Raw genomic sequence first — 20,062 nt, 5'->3', positions numbered from 1 at the left:
TGTCGGCAGGCGTTAAATGCTCCGCTCCACGTTGGTGACAAAAGCTCTCAGGCCAAGCTGCTCTGTCTGCATGTCCATCTTATGCAATGCATCCAGCAACGGGTCAACCTTCTTGTCGTCCACCACCGTGATGATGGCCGAACACATACTGGGCCAGGCATGGCTGCCGAAGTGGGGATCGCCTGTCTTCGAGCCACGTCCCTGTACCCGTTCCAAATAGGTGAAACCACGGCAACTCAAACGGTCCAGCAAAGCAATGATACGTTCGAAATAAGCCTGATCGAATGTGATTAATACTGATTTCATATCTTGATTTCTTCTTTATTATTTCTTAATCATTTCATCTTTATGCTCCTCAAAGTAAGCTTCCAGCTCACGTTTGCGTCTCAACACTTTACGCTGATGCTTGATACCTGTACCGGCAAATACACAGTATAAAGTAGGGATGAGAATCAAGGTCAGAATGGTAGAAACCGTCAAACCGCCAATTACGGCAATCGCCATCGGACTCCACATCTCCGAACCCTGTCCACCACCGATTGCCATCGGAATCATACCGAGGACAGTAGTAGCAGTGGTCATCAATACCGGGCGAAGACGGCTCTTGCCGGCTGTTACAACGGAGTTAAGCACTGCCAATCCACGCTCACGGCAAAGGGTGATGTAGTCGATAAGCACAATACCATTCTTTACAACGATACCGATCAACATGATGGCCCCCAACAAACTCATCACACTCAGTGTGCTCTTTGTGAAGAAAAGGGCCATCAATACCCCACTGAAAGCAAACGGCAATGAGAACATAATGATAAACGGATAAGTCAATGATTCGAACTGCGCTGCCATTACAATAAATACCAGTACGACAATAAGGATAGCAAGTGTACCCAAGTCGCGGAACGAATCTTGCTGGTCTTCGTATGAACCGGCTACCTGAATTGTTACATCCGACGGAATATCCATCTTATCGATAATGGCGTTACCCGCATTCACCACGTTACCCAATGCTTCGCCGGAGATAACCGCCGATACGGTCACAATACGTTCACGGTCTTTACGCTCGATGGTAGGTGGCGCAAAACGTTCGACAACCTTTCCAAGCTCTTTTACGCGTACGGCTTCTCCACGACTGTTATAAATAAGGATATTCTCGATGCTTTCAATACTTGTACGGTGTTCCGGCGCATAACGCACTTTAATGTCATATTCGTCTCCATCCTCACGGTATTTAGAGGCAATGGCACCATTAATACGGTTACGCAGATAATTACCGGCGGTTGCCAGATTCAATCCGTGCAAAGCCAGTTTCTCACGATCGAAGTCTACCTGATACTCGGGCTGATAGTCACTACGGCTGATGTTGACTTCCGACACACCTTTCACATTGAGCAACTCACGTTTCAGACGTGCAGCTACGCTATCGGTTTCCTCCATACTATAACCATATACCTCAAAATCGGCACTTGCCTGAGCAGACATACCTGTGTTACTACCACCCAGGATGACCTGCGCTTTGCTGAACTCCGGATATTTCTTCAGATCTTCACGCATTTCGTCACAGACTTGTTCAAGGCTGATATCACGATCACCCGGATCGACCAGACTGATGTTGAACGATATAATGTGCGAACCGTTATCCTGCATAGAGGCCCAGGTATTGTCTGAGTCGGCCTGTCCTACCGTATAGTTACATACAGTCATTACACCTTTATATTTGTTCAGCCATTGGTTAGTCAGTTTCTCCGAAATCTCCTGTGCCAGCTCTTTGCGTGTTCCGATAGGTAACTCCAGCTGAACTGCGATACGGGCATTATCCTGCGCCGGGAAGAATTCAGTACCGATGCTCTTGGCACAGAACAGGCTGACGACAAAGAACACGATACAACCGAAGATAACAATCGGACGATGCCGAACTGCCCAATTCAACATATGGGCATAGCCTGTATCCAAAGCATCCAGTCCTTTCTCAATAGGGCCGAAAAGGAGCTTGAAGGTTTTCGATTGCTTCTTCTGTAAACGCAACAACTGCGAACAGAGCATCGGGGTCAATGACAAAGCAGCCACAGTAGAGATAAACATGATGGCACACATCATCCATCCCAACTGCTTAAACATCACTCCGGACATACCACTTACCATCGTCAACGGGAAGAACACCGCAATCATGGTCAGTGTGGAAGCAATAACGGAGATAGCCACCTCATTGGTTCCGTGCACCGCAGCCTGTTTCGGATCGGAACCACGTTCGATGTGGGTCGTCACATTTTCAAGTACCACAATCGCATCGTCCACCACCATACCGATGGCAATAGAAAGAGACGAAAGTGAGATGATGTTAATCGTATTTCCGGTGACGGCCAGGTAAATAAACGAGGCAATCAGCGAAAGCGGAATAGTGATACATATAATCAATGTCGCACGCCAACGTCCCAGGAAAAGGAACACCACGATGACAACGAATAAAAGGGCATACAATACGGTCTCGGCCAAACTGTCGATGGTGTTGAGGATGTTGTCCGATGTATCGACAATCACTCCCAGTTTCACATCACTCGGCAAATTCTTCTGCAACTTAGGCAGGGCCTCGGCCACTTTCTTAGAGATATCTACGGAATTGGCTCCCGATTGCTTCTGTACGACAATCATGGCACCTTTCACTCCATTATTATATGTTTCCTGAGCACGCTCTTCTACCGTATCGACTACCCGGGCCACATCACGCAAATAAATATTTGCCCCATTGTAACTACCTACTACAACATCTTCCAGTTGGCGCGAATCGTCAAACTCTCCTTCAACACGCAGCGAATAAGTCTCGTTACCGATATCGAAGTTACCACCGGGGATATTTTTGTTCTCGGCACCAATAATCGAACTGATTGTTTCAATGGTCAGATTATAGGCTTCCAGTTTGTTAGGGTCACAATAGACCTGGATCTCACGTTGGGGCGCACCACTGATGGATACCGTACCCACACCGGGGATACGTGCCAACGGGTTAACAACACGGTCGTCCAGAATCTTATATAATGCCGACTGGCTTTCATTAGCTTGTACCGACAGCAGTACAATCGGAATCATGTCGGTACTGAACTTGAAGATGATGGGGTTCTCCACATCATCCGGCAGCTGAGAGCTGACCATATCCAGTTTGTCGCGTACATCATTTGTCAGTACATCGATATCGTTACCATATTCAAACTCTAATGTAATCAGAGACATATTTTCGGACGAACGGGAAGTGATATGCTTCAGGTTGCTGACAGCATTCAGCGTATTCTCCAACGGACGAGTCACGTTATTTTCTATATCCGAAGCACTTGCTCCGGGATAGGCGGTCATTACCATGATCGTATTCGTATCGATATCCGGATACAAGTCGATAGGCAATTTGGACAAAGAGAAGAGACCAAAAATCACCACTGCAAGAAAGCAGAGGGAGGTCATAATCGGTTTTTTTACCGCTCCTTCGTATAAACTCATTTTTCCTAATTATTAAAAGTGGATAATGTACCGGTATGCCGTAAATGGTGCCCCATACGTTATAAGGAAACACACGGCATACGGTTACATTGATTCATTATTTTTCTACTTCTACCTCAGTGCCGTTGATCAATCGGGTTTGACCGGCAATGACTACCTGAGAATTGTTGGGTACACCGGACTTCAACTCATACTCAGCACCCATGCGGCGTCCCAGTTCAACCTTATTGTATGTCACCTTTCCATCTTTGTATACATACACATAGCGGTCACCGGCACCTGCCTGTTTCACAATCGCCAGATCGGGAACAACCACGTTCTCCTCCGTACCGAAGTTCAGACTGGCACGGGCAAACATTCCCGGACGTACCTTCTGATTCTGATTAGGCAACTGAATCTCTACCTGGAATGTACGGGTAGTCGGATCGATTGTCGGATAAATCAGGCTGATTTTGCCTTCGAAAGCCTCATCGCCATAAACATCCAGTTTCACATCGACAGGAGCACCTTTTTTCACTTTGGTAAAGTAAACCTCGGATACGTTGATCAGCAGCTTAACTGGAGTGATCTTCTCGACGGTCAGCACCGGATTGCCTCCGCTGTACATATCACCGCTATCATAATTGCGGGCAGTCACCACACCGCTGATAGGACTCAGCAAAGAAGTATTTTCCAGCAAATTCTGATAAGCCGTTTTCTTTACGTCATAGGCCATCTTCGCAGCATCCCATTCCGATTTGGAAGCACCACCCACTTTATAAAGTTCGTCAATACGCTTGAACTCCACTTCCTGGTTGTCCAGTTGCAGTTTAGTCTGTTTCAGGTTGGCAGCATCCATCTGTACTAGTCTCTGTCCTTTGGATACATGATCGCCTACCTCTACAAAGATTTTATCAATACGCACCGGTGATGAAGGCGCAATGTTATTCTTCACTTCAGCTTCTACAGTTGCCGTGTATTCCTGTATCTGTTCTACCGGGCGCGCTGTTACATCAGCCAATTTTACTTTTGGCTTTTCTTCTGTTTTTTCAGCGGCACCTTTGTCTTTTCCTCCAGTGCACGAGCCCAATAGCACAACGGCGAGCAGGGCTACTAATTGGAAACATCTTTTCATATTCAAATTTTAATTGTTGTGTGTTTAGTTACTCTGTTACCTCTTCTCTTCCCAATACCTGATCAAGATCAGCCTTTGCAACCAGATAGTCGTAAATAGACTGATTGTAGGTCAACTGGGCCTGTGTGAGCGCCACTTCCGAATCGTTCAGTTCAAGGATAGTCCCTTTTCCCACTTCATAACGTTTCTGGGCAATGAGACGTCCCTTTTCTGCTTGTACGATTCCTTCTTTATTGCTGACCACCTGTTCAGTGCTTGCTGCCATATTGTCCAGATAGCTGGTGGCCTGCATAGTCAACTGACGCTGTACGTTGGTACGGTTCTCGGTCAATTGCTGCATCTGAATCTTGGTCTGCTTCACCTTCGTAAAGTTACTTGCCTTAAACAAAGGAATACTCAGGCTCAAACCGACAGTAGAATATGGAAACCACTTATAGTGTGACATCTTAAAGTCGTTATTCAGTGATGTATACGAATAGTTGAAAGATGCAGCCAGCGTCGGCATAAAGTTAGTCCGCTGAACAGCCAGCGTCTTCTTCAACAAATCGGCATTTAAATCCAATTGCTTCAAATCGCTGTTATTATTCAGGTTCAGCTGGTTGCTTTCCATCTGGCGACGGAACATCACCATTTCATAATCCTTCAGGTTACCGTCAGCGGCTATAGCTACATCGGTATCCATCCCCATCAGCACCTGCAACTGCAAACGGGCAAGATTCACCCCGTTACGGGCGGAAACAACCGAAGGTTTCAGGCTGCGCACCTGTACATCGGCGCGAATCTTATCGTACTCGCTAACCGTACCTTGCTCGTATTTGGCTTTCACCACTTCATAGTTAGCCTCTGCCTGTGCATAGCTCTGCAGAAGCACCTCGTAGCTGTCCTGTGCCAATAGCAGTTGATAATACGCCTTGGTCACTTGATTCACCAGATCGAGTTTTGACGAGCGTGCCTTCTCAACAGCCAGTTCTACATCCGATTTAGTCAGATTAATACTCTTGTAAAGTGCCGGAGCAAAAACGGGCAGACTCACATTCAGTCCTCCGCTATACGAGTTGTCCGAACCTACCTGGATGGTCTGCGACTCTCCGCCAAAATCCATCACCATTGTCTGTTTTTTCAGTGTCCGCGAATAAGAACCTGTCAACGAAATCTCTGGAAATAATCCTCCGTATGCCTCCTTCTTAGCCTCTTTTTTCAGCTGAATCTCTTGGCCGGCCACTTTCATTGTGGGGTTTTCGCTCAACGCAATTTCCAGTGCTTTGTCAAGCGTCAGTTGCAAGGTGTCTTTAACCTCCTGTGCCTGTACATAACCCACCGAGAGCAGTACAGCCACCGCTAAAAGCATCTTTTTGCTTAAGAAACATTTCATTTTGTTCATACAATAATTTTAGTTGTTTATCCTGGGAACTTCTTCGTGCTTCCCTATCTTAGTGTATTCTTTGTTTTCTATATTCCGTTATGAAATCTTCCAATACCCGTGCTCCTTTCTCTGTGGAAATTCCACGGATGTAGGTAAACATAATCGCCTCGTAAACCTCGAGGAAAGAATATTTATTGGCAATATCCGTATTCATCAACAGGTCGAGCTGCTCGTGAACCAACAGGTTGACAATGGCAAAGTTTACATCATCTCTGAATATCCCCTGTTTAATGCCCATCTTAAAAAACTCGATCGTACTGTCTGAGTCTCTTTCCCGGTAATTCTTCAGCAAGCTGTGAACTTTCGGATATTTCTTTATGTCCTCGAAAAAACGTTTGTTCGTTCGATGGAATGTCTCAATGCTCCGCTGATAGCATACAAGTATAACTTCAAGAACATTTTTCGAGTTAGCCAAAGTTTCCGCCAAGAAGGTATTCATCTCCTCCTGACGCTTTAAAATACACTCGGTCAGCAAGCTCTCTTTATCTTGAAAGACCTCATAAAGTGTACGTTTCGATATACTTAAGGACGCAGCAATGTCGTCCATCGTAATACTTTTGATACCATGTGCAGTAAAAGCTTCCGAAGCTGTCTCAATAATTCTGTCTCTTAGTTCCCCTCTTTGTGAGTTCTCTTTCACATTCTCAATCATTAACCCGTTCTTTTGTTGTTAGACTATCGATTATCAGCGTTTTCGCCTAATAGAAACGAAAAACTGAACAAAGATAAGCAGAAAACTCGACGGGATAAATCAGTTTCCTAATTATGCATACATATTTGATAAATATTATAACTTTCCAAACGAAAATCGAAACAAGTGTTAACAGAAATCAATGATGCAAAGATAAGGCTAAGAGATACTTTCAGAAAGGTATTCCCGCCCACCGAAAGAGAAAAATCGATAAACGACGGATATATTCCGATGAATAGGGAAGAAGAAAACCCCTCTCCCGCCCCTCTTCCGTGCAGGGAGAAGGGCAGACATTCAGAGGGGTGCTCTATCTATATCGCCTGCGGGATATAGACAGCTTGTAGAAAACGGACTTAATACTCAGACCTTGTCCGGTTGAGGAAAGCGACCGTTTTATGAATTTCTTTGTACATCACGATATCGTCTTTCACAAACGGGACTTCTTTACGATATGCAGCCAGATATCGCTCAAGTATAGGTGAGGTTTTTGCCGGACGTCGAAACTCTATTCCTTGTGCGGCATTCATCAACTCGATGGCGAGAATGTGTTCCAGATTATCCATCACCCGAAAAAGTTTAGTGGCGGCATTGGCTCCCATACTGACATGATCTTCCTGACCGTTGGAAGAAACGATAGAATCGCTCGAAGCCGCATAGCAGTACATCTTATTCTGGCTGACCATGGATGCGGCGGCATATTGGGGAATCATAAAGCCGGAATTAAGTCCGGGATTGGCAACCAAAAATTCCGGTAGCCCACGTAGCCCCATGATTAATTGTGCCACACGCCGCTCAGAGATATTGCCCAATTCGGCCATCGCAATGGCAAGGAAATCGAAAGAGATGGCCAACGGCTGTCCGTGGAAATTTCCACCGGATATGATCTGATCTTCGTCCGGAAAAATAGTGGGGTTGTCCGTCACCGAATTAATTTCGGTCAGCAATACAGAGGAGACATACCGGATGGCATCTTTCGTTGCCCCGTGTACCTGGGGGATACAACGAAAAGAGTACGGATCCTGCACATGCTTTTTGGGACGGGCTATCAACTCGCTTCCCTGCAACAAACGACGGAATATTTCTCCTGTTTCAATCTGTCCCGGATGGGGCCGGATCTGCTGAATACATTCCATAAAGGGATCAATACGCCCATCAAAAGCTTCAAGCGAAAGGGCGGCAATCATATCTGCTTTCTTTGAAAGCCGCTGTGCTTTGAGCAAGGCAAAAACTCCGTTGGCACTCATAAACTGAGTACCATTCAGCAAGGCAAGCCCCTCTTTGCTCATCAGCCTTACAGGCTCCCAGCCAAACTCGTCGAGCACACTGATGGCTTCACGCTTCTTACCTTTATAATATACATCGCCCACCCCGATCAAAGGCAAGAAAAGATTGGCCAGCGGTGCCAAATCGCCCGAAGCCCCTAAGGAGCCACGGTCATAGACAATGGGCATCACGTCATTATTGAAGAAATCGAGAATGCGCTGCACAGTGATGACTTGCACTCCGCTATGCCCCAAAGACAGGGCATGTGCCTTGAGCAACAGCATCAACTTGACTATAACCGGACGAATCTCCTCGCCTACACTGCAAGCATGGCTTTTCACAAGGTTCTCCTGCAAGGTGCTGAGTTCATCGGGTGATATGCTTTTACTGCACAACGAACCGAATCCGGTAGTGATACCATACAACGGTTCAGTGGAAGCAGCTATTTTCCGATCGAGATAGTCACGGCATTTCCGAATGCGCTTTTGGGCTTCCGGAGCCAGTTCCAGTTTCAGATTTTCGTTAATAATGCGTTCGATGATTCCGAAAGTCAGTTCACCGGAGCCTACGTAATAGACATTATTCATTGATTCAGTTCTTGGTTGACAACTTCAAGTAATTCTTTCTCCCGCGTACAGGCCAATTGCTCCAGACGGCAGGCTTCCCGCTTCAATTCGTCGACAAAGGCTGTGTCTTTGAGCGAAGCCAGATTGATGCGGACATTCAGCAAAGCCCCCAATACCGCCGAACGGGCAGCCATCATGGCTACACAGGCATCGGTAATGGCATTCCGGTTACCCAGACGGGCTACATCGGCTATAATCTCCATCAATTCGCAGGCATTGCGTGCCACCTGCATCGGGATGAGTGCCGCAAAACGTGTGGCTTCCTGAATAGCAGCGCTCCGGGCAGCTTTCTCTTCATCCGTGGTCTTAGGCAATTTAAAACAACCGAAAACACGATCATACGCCTCGGAATCACGATCGATGTATTCGACAAAAAGCTCTTGCTGTCCAATGCTCAGGCGGGATATATGCTTCATCAGCTCCTCATGTTCCTCATACCCTTTCTTTCCAACGGTCAGTCCGGCTACCATGGCAGTCAGCGCCGAAGCCACAGCACCATTGAGAGCCGCTATACTACCACCTCCGGGTACAGGATCGCTACCGGCTACTTTATCTAAAAACTCTTTTACGGTTAATTCTGCTAACATAGTTCTTCTGATATTATCGGGTTTATATTTCAGACAGACGGATAAAGCACTCCGCCTTTGATAGTCGTATTTACGCAATTCATCCCTACATAATAAGGTAGAATATTATAATCGTCAGAATCGAGCACTACAAAATCGCCCTTTTTACCCACTTCGATGCTGCCAATGGAATCGGCACGGTTAAGGGCAGCCGCACCATTCAGAGTAAGAGCCGTAATGGCCTCTTCTACAGTGAACCGCATATGGATGCAAGCCAAGGCAAACGTCAGAGGTATGGAACCGGAGAAACAACTTCCCGGATTCAGATCTGTAGCCAATGCCACGGCACATCCGGCATCGATCATATCCCGTCCGCGGGCATAGGGTTCCTTCAATGCGAAGGCAGTGAGCGGAAGGAGCGTGGCAACCACTCCCTTACGGGCCATAGCTTCGATACCTGCATCGGAAGCATGCAACAGATGGTCGGCAGAGACGGCACCTAACTCAGCAGCCAGTTCGGCCCCTCCTAAAGAAACGATCTCGTCGGCATGAAGTTTCGGTAAAAGCCCGTAATCTCTGGCGGCTGTCAGCAAACGACGTGACTGTTCAACGGAAAAGACACCCTCTTCACAAAACACATCGCAAAACTCGGCCAATGAATCCCGCTGAATGACGGGAAGCAGTTCACGGATCAGGAAGTCGATATAGTCATTGGGACGATCTTTGTATTCGGAAGGCAGCGCATGTGCTCCCAGGAAGGTAGGCACAATATCCACGCGCGTACATTCATCATTATTCAGGCTACGCATCACTTTGAGTTGCAGCAATTCCGTTTCACGGTTCAGTCCGTACCCGCTTTTACCTTCAACGGTGGTGATCCCCATGGAGGTCATCTTCCTCAAAAGTCCCTCTGCCCTGGAACGCAGGTAGATGAAAGAGAGTTTCCGGGTAGCTTCCACTGTACTGGCAATGCCACCGCCCCGCTGCATGATAGACATATAGCTCTCTCCTTTGAGACGCCAAGAAAACTCTTCGGCACGCTCACCCCCAAAGACAAAATGGGTATGTGAATCGACAAAACCGGGCAGCAGACATTTTCCGCGGGCATTGTAGTGCCAGAAGTGATGATAATACCCGTCACGTATTTCTCCCCGGTTGGGACCGACGTAAGTGATGGTGCCATCCACAACTTCGACTGTCGCATTCTCCAAGATTTGGAGTTCCGCCATCTCCTTTCCTTTCCGGGCTGAAAAGCCGAGAGGAGTTACTACTTTGGCATTAAATATGATTAAGTTTTCGCTCATGGTCCTTTATTCCATTATACGTGATTCGAGCACCTGCTGCATAGAAAAATTCTCCAAACCGAGATAATAAGAGGCGGTATCGATCAGTGCTTCCATCGGAACAAGCCCCACAATCTCGCTTCCAATAATAGTCACCCCATAACGGCGAGCCTCGATACGCACCAGCTCAAAGGCACGATAGAGGGCCGTACGGGTGTAATCGGTCATATTGATGGACACTTGGGTAATGTTCCGCTCTTTCAGTTCCACTCCCATCGCCTTGACATAACGCAGACCACCGTTGATGTGACGGATGTTCCTGGCAATCTTGGTCGCTATCTCAAGATTATCGGTACTCAGGTTGATATTATAGGCTACCAGAGGCATACGGGCACCAATAGCAACTGTACCGGCCGTAGGATGCCGGTCTGCCGGACCAAAATCCGGCTGCCACTCGGGAAGTTTGATTTTCTCGGCCATTCCTTCGAACTCACCTTTACGCACGGCAGCAAGATTTTCACGATGGGGAGCGGTCGCCGACTTTTCATATAGAAAAACGGGAAGATGATAGAGTCCGGCTACTTTCTCCCCCACCTCGCGGGAAAGAGAGACGGCTTCATCCATCGTCACGTTTTTAATAGGGATGAAAGGCACTACATCGACTGCTCCCATACGGGGGTGCTGTCCCTGGTGATAATTGAGATCTATCAGTTCCACCGCAACACCGATAGCTTCGATAACGGCATCCCGCAAGGCTTCCGGTTCACCGACAAGAGTCACCACCAGCCGGTTATGATCTTCATCATTGCTATAATCGAGCAACTTTACTCCTGCACGGGCACGAAACGGAGCAACAATACGATCTATTTTTTTAAGATCACGCCCTTCACTGAAGTTGGGAACGCATTCCACGATTTTATTCCAATTCATAATTATACGGTTTTGGGTTCACCACAGATTACACGGATTAACACAGATATTTCAATTTAATTCTCAGTAAAATAAATTATTAATCTGTGAGAATCCGTGTAATCTGTGGTGAGTTATATTCATTTCTAAATAATTATTCCCTTTATCAGCTCTTCATCCACCAGATAGGGCATCGTAATGTGATAAGTATCTCCATGCGACAGGTTGAAGGCCTCACTGGTTTCCATCGCATGTTCATTGCGTGCCCACGAACGGCGGGCTACTCCTCCCATCACATCCCAAAGCATAGAAGAACGGAGAATCTCGTCTACCCTCGAACTTCCGTCACATACCATGCCGAAACCACCGTTGACAGCTTTGCCGATACCCACACCTCCACCATTATGCAACGCCACCAGACTCATGCCCCGGGCACAATTTCCGGCAAAGCATTGCACAGCCATATCGGCCATCACGTTGCTGCCGTCTTTTATATTGGAAGTTTCACGGAAGGGTGAGTCTGTCCCGCTCACGTCATGATGGTCGCGTCCCAGCATGATGGGACCGACTTCACCGTTACGCACCATTTCGTTAAACCGGAGGGCGATCTTTAAACGTCCGGCAGCATCCTGATACAGAATGCGGGCTTGTGTGCCCACCACCAGTTGATTCTTACCGGCATCCTTTATCCAGTTATAATTATCAAGATCTTGTCCGCGGCGCTTCACATCAATGCACTCCATTGCAGCACGGTCAGTCTTGGCAAGATCTTCGGGCTTACCACTCAGGCATACCCAACGAAACGGACCATATCCATAGTCAAAAAGTTCCGGCCCCATAATGTCTTCCACATAGCTCGGCCAGATGAAGCCGTCTTTTTCATCCACTCCATTCCGTGAAATCTCTTTGACCCCGGCATCATAGATGGCTTTCATAAAAGAGTTACCGTAATCGAAAAAGTAAGTACCACGGGAAACAAGTTTCTTTATCACCGCAAAATGACGGTGCAGGGATTCGTTGACTAATCGGCAGAACATTTCAGGAGATTCGTGCAACAACCGGGTACGATCTTCAAATGTGACTCCGGCGGGGCAATACCCTCCTTCGTAGACAGCATGACAAGAAGTCTGATCGGACAAAAGATCGATCGGAATATCTTCCTGGGCGGCATATTCAAGCAGGTCAACTACATTACCATGATAGGCCACAGAACAAGGTTCGTGCCGTTCGGCAGCACTCAATGCCATCCGGAAAGCTGCATGAAGATCAGTAGTGATATACCCCACCCATCCTTGATTGTAGCGGGTCTCGATGCGGGAACGATCCACTTCGGCTATAATTGAAACAGCACCGGCTATTTCGGCTGCCTTGGGTTGTGCACCGCTCATACCTCCCAAACCGGAAGAGACAAACAAATGTCCGCTCAGATCCTTATCTTGAGGAATACCCAACTTGAGCCGACCGGCATTCAGCAATGTATTGAATGTACCATGCACGATGCCCTGCGGACCGATATACATCCATCCACCGGCCGTCATCTGCCCATAATTGGCAACTCCCATCTGAGCTGCTTCGTGCCAATCATGCTGATTGTCGAACATGCCTACCATCATCGAGTTGGTAATGATAATACGGGGTGCATCCGGACGGGAATGGAAAAGCCCCAACGGATGTCCGGACTCAATGACAAGGGTCTGTTCACGGGTCATCACTTCAAGGTATTGCTTTATCAACCGATATTGCATCCAGTTCTGACACACCTGCCCGGTCTCACCATAAGTAACAAGTTCGTAGGGATAAAGAGCAATATCAAAACAGAGATTATTGTCAATCATCACCTGAAAAGCTTTGCCCTCAATACAGTTCCCCCGGTATTTGTCAATGGGTTTAGCCTTGAGATCACCGGCCGGACGAAAACGGTATCCATAAATACGTCCGCGTGTTCGTAACTCCTCCAGAAACTCAGGAGCCAGTTTTTCGTGCAAGTCTACAGGGATATAACGTAATGCATTCTTCAAGGCCGTGGCGGTCTGCGCCGGAGAAAGGGTGTATCCACGGTCGGGTGCCCGGCGAATACCTTCTACGAATGCCGGATATTCGGGCAACTGATTGCTGAGAGTCATTTTCATAATAAACGGAATTAAGGATTGCAAACTGTCAGCGTTACAATTTGATAACTCTTCGCAATATAGAAAAAAGGAAAGAATCTACAAAGATTTCGGTAGGTTTATTAACAAAAGGTTAGAAGAATAAAAGAAACCGGATAGCTAACGGCCGCTATTTCTCTTCTGCCTTCAACAGACGCAGATATTTATCGGTGACTTTGGCCGATTCGCTATTTTCATTCAGATAGGCAGTCTTCCAGTCCGGATGGTCTTCGAGCAACTCCTCCATCCTCTCTTTCCCGACAAATCCCACCTTATTGGTTTCAGGATCTATCTCATAATATACCCGTTTGGATATTAAAGCGGAAGCGGCAATGGCATCACCAAATTTACCGCCGAGCATTACATCCATTGTAGCATCGCTACCTGCGGCCACAGAACCAAGGGGAATGGCACTAAAATAGATATGATCTCCTATACGCAGGGCGGGAGCATACCAACCTCCGAAACGAAACTTTTTATAACGCAACCGTTTACAATTGATGTAAAGGGAGGTATCTGCCTGTACGGCATAACAACGGGACTTCAGATATTTGCACATGGAGTCGTCTGACCCGACACTGATCTTATAGTCAGCGCCACCGGTCATCAGAATATGATTCTTTGTACGTTTTTCCACTTTCAGCGAAGTAACCGTATCTCCTTCACAAGCGAGCAGCCCTTTCAGATTGGAATATACGACATTCTGCGCAGTAACTTCCATCACCAGCCAACTCATCAACAGCAGGAAACACAATTTCTTCATAAACGCACCCTATTAAAGATTTTCACGGCGGAAAGGTACACCTTTTAACGAACCGGAGCAAGTTTTCAGAAGAAAAGTTTAAGAAAAAGGAGAGAAACACTTGACTTTTGCTTAGTAATGTCGTATCTTTACTGACAGAATCATAAAGTACGTTCAATTTATATTAGGGATGAAAAAGGGAGGCCGTTGCTTCCCTTTTTTTATGATTCGCCTTGTAAAACCCGACTTGAAAAACTTATATGAAACATGGACAGAGGCTCTATCTACCTTGAAGCAAGGCTCTTCAGAAGTGAAACACCGGCTCCGTTCCATTCAAAGCAAGGCTCTCCGCCCTCTCTTCCCGGTAGCAACGGACCGCAATGCCGGTAGCATCCGGAGAGAACGTGGGTAGATAAGTGAACTTCTCCGGAAGGAACAGGAAAAACACTGAAGATTAGACCGGAAACCGACTCTTACGTTAATAATCAGTAAATCTGCTCTTGACAAAAACAAGCTCCGGGCAAGAGAATGGCGTACTCACACTAAATATATTATTTTTGCATTCAAACAACAGGAGAACATGGAACAATTGAATCTCATCATAGACACTTATCAACGAATCATCCTTGAATCGGAATCACAACTGGCAAAAGTTAAACGACGCATCTATCGTATCGGTACACTACGGTTGATACTTTTTGCAGCCGGAGTTGCGGGTATTATCTACTTCTGGAGTGAAAGCAGACTGGTGATCAGCGGCATCGCGGCAATCACCTTTATCCCTTTCCTGCTGCTGGTGAAACTGCACAACCGTTTGTTCCGCCAGAAAGATTATCTTGAAAAGAAGATAGAAATCAACCGCCAAGAACTGCAGGCCATTGCATACGATACGTCTGCTTTCGACAACGGAAAGGAGTTTATCGATCCGGCACATCTTTATACCTATGACCTGGATGTTTTTGGTGAGCATTCACTCTTTCAGTATATAAACCGTACCGCTACGCAACCGGGCAAAAAGAGACTGGCCGAATGGATGAACACACACTTGAAAAATAAAGCAGAAATAGAGAAACGACAGGAGGCTGTAAAGGAACTGGCTCCGGAGTTGGAAATGCGTCAGCACTTCCGTATACTCGGGTTGCTGCATAAAGGCAAAACGGCCGATGAAGAAGAGATCAGGAACTGGGCAACAAGCCCGGAATATTACCGAAAAAAATGGTATTTCCGGACCTTAGCCATCCTTGTTCCGTTGGCCAATGCCGTCTGCCTCGGACTGGCTATAGCCGGTGTCATCTCGTTCACCACGTGGGGAATTGTCTTCGCAGGTATAGGTCTCCTCAGCTCCTCTTTCTCAAAAGGTGTCAGCCAGATGCAGTCCGTATACGGCAAAAAGATGCAGATACTGACAACTTATGCACACCTGATTCATATAATCGAGGAAAAAGAGATGGAAAGCAGCGCACTGAAACGGGTGAAAGGACTGGTGGGAGGTGAAAAGCAAACAGCTTCGCAAGCGGTGAAACGTCTCACTGCCCTGATGAACGCCCTGGACCAACGGAATAATATGCTAATGCAATTTGTCCTGAACGGACTCCTCTTCTGGGAATTGCGTCAGGTGATGAAGATAGAAACCTGGAAAGAAAGTTTCGCAGCCAACCTCCCGCATTGGCTTGAAGCAATCGGAGAAATGGATGCCTATTGCTCATTGGCCACTTTCGCCTACAATCACCCCGGATATGTATTTCCAGAAATCGCGTCCAAACCATTCTGTATAGAGGCCGAAGCACTGGGACATCCGTTGATGGATCGAGATAAATGTGTACGCAATGATATTCAGATTGCAAAACGACCTTTCTTTGTTATTATCACAGGAGCAAATATGGCAGGAAAAAGCACCTATCTGAGAACCATAGGGGTAAGCTATCTGCTGGCGTGTATAGGAGCCCCTGTCTGGGCGGAAAAGATGAAGTTATATCCGGCACAGCTTATCACAAGTCTACGCACAACCGACTCTTTGACAGAAAATGAATCATACTTCTTTGCAGAGTTGAAACGACTGAAACTTATTATCGATAAACTAAACTCGGGAGAAGAACTTTTCATTATACTCGACGAGATTCTGAAGGGAACGAATTCCATGGACAAACAAAAAGGATCTTTCGCATTGATCAAACAGTTTATGGCTCTGCAAGCAAATGGAATCATAGCCACTCACGACCTCTTGCTCGGTTCCCTTATCGATTTATTTCCTGAAGACATCCACAACTATTGTTTTGAAGCGGACATCACTAACAACGAACTTACTTTCTCATACAAACTCAGAGACGGCGTAGCACAGAATATGAATGCTTGTTTCCTGATGAAGAAAATGGGGATAGCCGTCATCGACGACTGATCCCCATGATATATTGAAACTTGAATTAAAGGATCAATGCCCTTTGATCTTAGTCAAAAAAGCTGCGATGGAAGCTGCTTCACCATTAGTGAAATAACGCACGGAAGTTATCGGGTTATAAGTATAGGGCACAAACTGGAACAGTTGTACGGCAGCAAACTTCTTATCTTCAGAAAGCATTACGTCTAAACGCAGGTTTCCGCTGGTACCTCCTTTAGCTGCGGACTGCAAAGAGAAATCACCCGATTTCACCATATCTGTCAATTCATCCAAATGCTTCAGATCAAAAAAGATGCTCTGCTCTTTGGCGACACTACCTGTCGGTAAATAAACAATCTCTTTGGATTTCCAAAACAGCCGGAAGACTCCAACCAGGAATAAGGCAGTGCCGAGCACCATAAGCCCCATACTGACAGTCGACGAACGGTCTTCCATTTCGAAGGTAGACACAAACGCGATCACTCCCGCCAATAACATGACGCAAGAGAAGATAAGTCCTGAAATACTGGTACGTTTTGCAATATCTGGGTGTGAAGATGCAAAAATAGTTGCATCAATAGCTTGGGTTGTCATAATATCTAAGTTTAAATTATTAGTGAATAATAGCTGAAAATAGTACCATACCTATTTTTTAGCAGGTACAGTAAATCAAAATAATAATAGAACTAATAAATTAAACTCCTATACGATAATGCGCCTTAGAGCGAAAACATAGTATTCGCTTACTGGATGACAACAATAAGAAGTAGTGGTATCATAGAGTTTTCCCCAATGCTGAGACAAGGCAGCATCCCGGTCTGCCAACCTTTGGGCAAGACCTTTTAAAGAGAAAACATATTCGGCTGCTTGAATGCGCTGTATACGTGACATCGCAATTTGATGAACCTGAATACCTGCTCCGGCCAATTCGGCATCAGGAAAGTAGGGAGCCTGGGGACTGCTAACAGTTTCGTGCGTATCTCCTTTAAGCACTGACATAGCCATATAGGTATCTTGTTCCGCCTGTTCTCCTGCGAAATAGTTGTTGGCTACACAATGAAGCGCTACAGCGAACAACATGAACAATATAATTTTAATGAACTTTGCCATATCTACCTGCAAATATAACAGATTATTCAGTCAAACTGTTCATCTTCAAATCATTTTAAAGTATCTTTAGTAAAATCAACAAAAAGGCCACTCTTTCGGAGCAGCCTTTTTTATATCTATAAGAATAATTGTTGAATTATTCTGCTGATTCAGCTTTCGGTTCTTCAGTAGCGGGAGCTTCAGCAGCAGGAGCAGCTTCAGTAGCTTTCTTTGAACGACGAGTACGAGTGGCTTTCTTAGCAACTTTCTCTTTAGCCATGTTTTCGTTGTAGTCAACGAGTTCGATGAAGCACATTTCAGCATTGTCACCCAAACGGTTTCCTGTCTTGATGATGCGAGTGTAACCACCCGGACGGTCAGCAATCTTCACAGAGATTTCTTTGAACAATTCTGTTACAGCAAATTTATCCTGCAAGTTGCTAAATACAACACGACGAGAGTTTGTTGTGTCTTCTTTAGACTTTGTGATCAAAGGCTCAACGAATTTCTTCAAAGCTTTTGCCTTTGCTACAGTCGTAGTGATTCTTTTGTGCTTGATCAAAGAACAAGCCATGTTAGATAACATAGCACTTCTGTGAGAAGCAGTACGACCTAAATGATTGAATTTTTTATTATGTCTCATTTTTTATTCTTTATCTAATTTATATTTAGAAATATCGGTTCCAAACGACAGATTCAGACTTTCCAGCAAATCATCAAGCTCGGTAAGCGATTTCTTTCCGAAATTTCTGAATTTCAGCAAGTCAGTTTTGTTGAACTGTACCAAGTCGCCCAATGTTTCAACATCAGCTGCCTTCAAACAATTGAGGGCACGTACTGACAGATCCATATCGACAAGCTTAGTCTTCAACAGCTGACGCATATGCAATACTTCTTCATCAAACTCTTCGTTACCATCAACGTCATTACTTTCAAGAGTAATCTTTTCGTCAGAGAATAACATGAAGTGATAAATCAGAATTTTAGCAGCTTCTTTCAGAGCTTCTTTCGGGTGAATGGAACCGTCGGTAGTAATTTCAAGTACCAACTTCTCGTAGTCAGTCTTCTGCTCAACGCGGAAGTTTTCTACAGCGTACTTAACATTACGTATCGGCGTATAGATTGAATCGATTGGAATTACATTAACATCGGTACAATATTCGCGGTTTTCATCAGCGGGGACGTAACCACGACCTTTGTTAATCGTAATGTCAATCTGCATAGTTGCTTTAGAATCTAAATGACAAATAACTAATTCCGGATTTAACACTTCAAATCCAGTCAAATACTTACCTATGTCACCTGCTTTAAATTCACTAGAATTCTCGATAGTGATGCTCACTTTTTCGCTCTCGAATTCTTCAACTACTTGCTTGAATCTCACTTGTTTCAGATTCAAGATAATGTTGGTAACATCCTCTTTTACTCCAGGAACACTAGAAAATTCGTGCTCAACACCTTCTATGCGGATAGTGGTGATAGCAAAACCTTCTAATGAAGAAAGGAGGATACGGCGCAAAGCATTACCAACGGTAATACCAAAACCGGGTTCCAAGGGACGAAATTCGAATTTACCGAATTTGGCATCCGCTTCCAACATTAATACTTTATCAGGTTTTTGAAATGCTAATATCGCCATGAAATTAATTATTATTTAGAATACAATTCAACAATCAAATGCTCTTTAATGTTTTCAGGAATGTCTGCTCTTTCAGGAATGTGCAACAATTTGCCTACCTTTGAAGCTTCATCCCATTCCAACCAAGCATATTTGCTGTGATTGAAACCAGCGAGAGAATTAGCAATTACTTCCAAAGATTTAGATCTTTCACGAACGCCAATCAGCTGACCCGGTTTAACTGCGTATGAAGGAATGTTCACTACCTGTCCGTCAACCGTAATGTGTCTGTGGCTTACCAACTGACGAGCAGCTGCACGTGTAGGAGCAATACCCAAACGGAACACAAGGTTGTCAAGACGACCTTCAAGCATCTGGAGAAGTACCTCACCGGTAATACCTTTAGCTGTAGCTGCCTTTTCGAACAAATTGCGGAATTGTTTTTCTAATACTCCATAAGTATATTTAGCTTTCTGTTTCTCACGAAGCTGAATACCATATTCAGAAGTTTTTCTTTTTCTTGAATTTCCGTGCTGTCCGGGAGGATAGTTTTTCTTCGACAAAACTTTATCAGCTCCAAAGATACCTTCACCGAATTTACGGGCTATTCTTGATTTTGGTCCAGTATATCTAGCCATTTCTTTTTAAATATTTAATTGTTTATTCATGAACTCAATTTGTTGCAGCCGCGATTACAGAGAAGAAATTAATGCAATCCAAAAACAAAATCAAGT

At 45.4% G+C, this 20,062-nt stretch carries 18 protein-coding genes; 2 read left to right on the top strand and 16 right to left on the bottom strand.

All coding sequences use genetic code 11. The features are described 5' to 3' along the window. Positions 1–12: 12 nt before the first annotated feature. The 11 genes from JZY04_RS08790 to JZY04_RS08740 all read right to left on the bottom strand — a co-directional run bounded on the left by JZY04_RS08790 (position 13) and on the right by JZY04_RS08740 (position 14,268). The gene (locus JZY04_RS08790) at positions 13–306 is read right to left on the bottom strand and encodes a PG0541 family transporter-associated protein (protein ID WP_005782259.1); all 294 of its coding nucleotides are present in this window, start codon (positions 304–306) and stop codon (positions 13–15) included. A gap of 18 nt (positions 307–324) precedes the next feature. Continuing rightward, the gene (locus JZY04_RS08785) at positions 325–3,483 is read right to left on the bottom strand and encodes an efflux RND transporter permease subunit (RefSeq protein ID WP_005782257.1); all 3,159 of its coding nucleotides are present in this window, start codon (positions 3,481–3,483) and stop codon (positions 325–327) included. 97 nt (positions 3,484–3,580) lie between these two features. Continuing rightward, entirely contained in the window at positions 3,581–4,597 is a 1,017-nt protein-coding gene (locus JZY04_RS08780) for an efflux RND transporter periplasmic adaptor subunit (protein ID WP_005811320.1), read from the bottom strand. Positions 4,598–4,625: 28 nt separating this feature from the next. Further along, positions 4,626–5,978 (bottom strand): TolC family protein, encoded by a 1,353-nt coding sequence (locus JZY04_RS08775; protein WP_122143392.1) that lies wholly within the window; start codon positions 5,976–5,978, stop codon positions 4,626–4,628. Between the two features lie 49 nt (positions 5,979–6,027). Then, the gene (locus tag JZY04_RS08770; protein ID WP_122143393.1) at positions 6,028–6,672 is read right to left on the bottom strand and encodes a TetR/AcrR family transcriptional regulator; all 645 of its coding nucleotides are present in this window, start codon (positions 6,670–6,672) and stop codon (positions 6,028–6,030) included. A gap of 392 nt (positions 6,673–7,064) precedes the next feature. Further along, positions 7,065–8,561, bottom strand: a complete 1,497-nt coding sequence (hutH, locus tag JZY04_RS08765; protein ID WP_005811324.1) for a histidine ammonia-lyase — start codon at positions 8,559–8,561, stop codon at positions 7,065–7,067. After that, positions 8,558–9,187, bottom strand: a complete 630-nt coding sequence (locus JZY04_RS08760) for a cyclodeaminase/cyclohydrolase family protein (protein WP_005782244.1) — start codon at positions 9,185–9,187, stop codon at positions 8,558–8,560. The genes hutH and JZY04_RS08760 overlap by 4 nt, the downstream gene beginning before the upstream one ends. A 29-nt stretch (positions 9,188–9,216) precedes the next feature. Continuing rightward, a complete protein-coding gene (gene hutI, locus JZY04_RS08755) occupies positions 9,217–10,470 on the bottom strand; it encodes an imidazolonepropionase (RefSeq protein ID WP_122143394.1) in 1,254 nt (417 codons plus the stop codon). A 6-nt stretch (positions 10,471–10,476) separates the two neighbouring features. Beyond that, positions 10,477–11,379 carry a glutamate formimidoyltransferase gene (gene ftcD, locus JZY04_RS08750; RefSeq protein WP_122143395.1) on the bottom strand — a complete coding sequence of 301 codons (903 nt, stop codon included), beginning with the start codon at positions 11,377–11,379 and terminating at the stop codon, positions 10,477–10,479. 125 nt (positions 11,380–11,504) lie between these two features. Then, positions 11,505–13,487, bottom strand: a complete 1,983-nt coding sequence (locus JZY04_RS08745; protein WP_122143396.1) for a urocanate hydratase — start codon at positions 13,485–13,487, stop codon at positions 11,505–11,507. A 148-nt stretch (positions 13,488–13,635) separates the two neighbouring features. Next, positions 13,636–14,268, bottom strand: coding sequence for a DUF6563 family protein (locus JZY04_RS08740; RefSeq protein ID WP_122143397.1), 633 nt, complete (start codon positions 14,266–14,268; stop codon positions 13,636–13,638). A gap of 226 nt (positions 14,269–14,494) precedes the next feature. Between JZY04_RS08740 and JZY04_RS08735 the strand changes: the two genes are divergently transcribed. After that, positions 14,495–14,659 carry a hypothetical protein gene (locus JZY04_RS08735; RefSeq protein WP_220575440.1) on the top strand — a complete coding sequence of 55 codons (165 nt, stop codon included), beginning with the start codon at positions 14,495–14,497 and terminating at the stop codon, positions 14,657–14,659. Between the two features lie 168 nt (positions 14,660–14,827). Next, positions 14,828–16,642 carry a MutS family DNA mismatch repair protein gene (locus JZY04_RS08730; protein WP_122143399.1) on the top strand — a complete coding sequence of 605 codons (1,815 nt, stop codon included), beginning with the start codon at positions 14,828–14,830 and terminating at the stop codon, positions 16,640–16,642. A 33-nt stretch (positions 16,643–16,675) separates the two neighbouring features. On the opposite strand, the gene JZY04_RS08725 is transcribed toward JZY04_RS08730, so the two are convergent. The 5 genes from JZY04_RS08725 to rpsD form a co-directional block, all read right to left on the bottom strand. Beyond that, positions 16,676–17,215 (bottom strand): hypothetical protein, encoded by a 540-nt coding sequence (locus JZY04_RS08725; RefSeq protein WP_005811337.1) that lies wholly within the window; start codon positions 17,213–17,215, stop codon positions 16,676–16,678. Positions 17,216–17,323: 108 nt separating this feature from the next. Beyond that, positions 17,324–17,731: a hypothetical protein gene (locus JZY04_RS08720; protein ID WP_032531568.1), complete on the bottom strand. Its 408-nt coding sequence runs from the start codon at positions 17,729–17,731 to the stop codon at positions 17,324–17,326. Positions 17,732–17,867: 136 nt separating this feature from the next. Next, positions 17,868–18,353: a 50S ribosomal protein L17 gene (gene rplQ, locus JZY04_RS08715; protein ID WP_005811343.1), complete on the bottom strand. Its 486-nt coding sequence runs from the start codon at positions 18,351–18,353 to the stop codon at positions 17,868–17,870. Between the two features lie 3 nt (positions 18,354–18,356). Then, positions 18,357–19,349: a DNA-directed RNA polymerase subunit alpha gene (locus tag JZY04_RS08710; protein ID WP_005782229.1), complete on the bottom strand. Its 993-nt coding sequence runs from the start codon at positions 19,347–19,349 to the stop codon at positions 18,357–18,359. A gap of 11 nt (positions 19,350–19,360) precedes the next feature. Continuing rightward, complete coding sequence (gene rpsD, locus JZY04_RS08705) at positions 19,361–19,966, bottom strand: 30S ribosomal protein S4 (protein WP_005782227.1); 606 nt, start codon at positions 19,964–19,966, stop codon at positions 19,361–19,363. Positions 19,967–20,062 lie beyond the last annotated feature (96 nt).

This window comes from Bacteroides sp. 11BF (genome assembly GCF_019633765.1).
Taxonomy (GTDB): Bacteria; Bacteroidota; Bacteroidia; order Bacteroidales; family Bacteroidaceae; genus Bacteroides; species Bacteroides hominis.
This window is presented reverse-complemented; position numbering and strand designations above follow the sequence as displayed.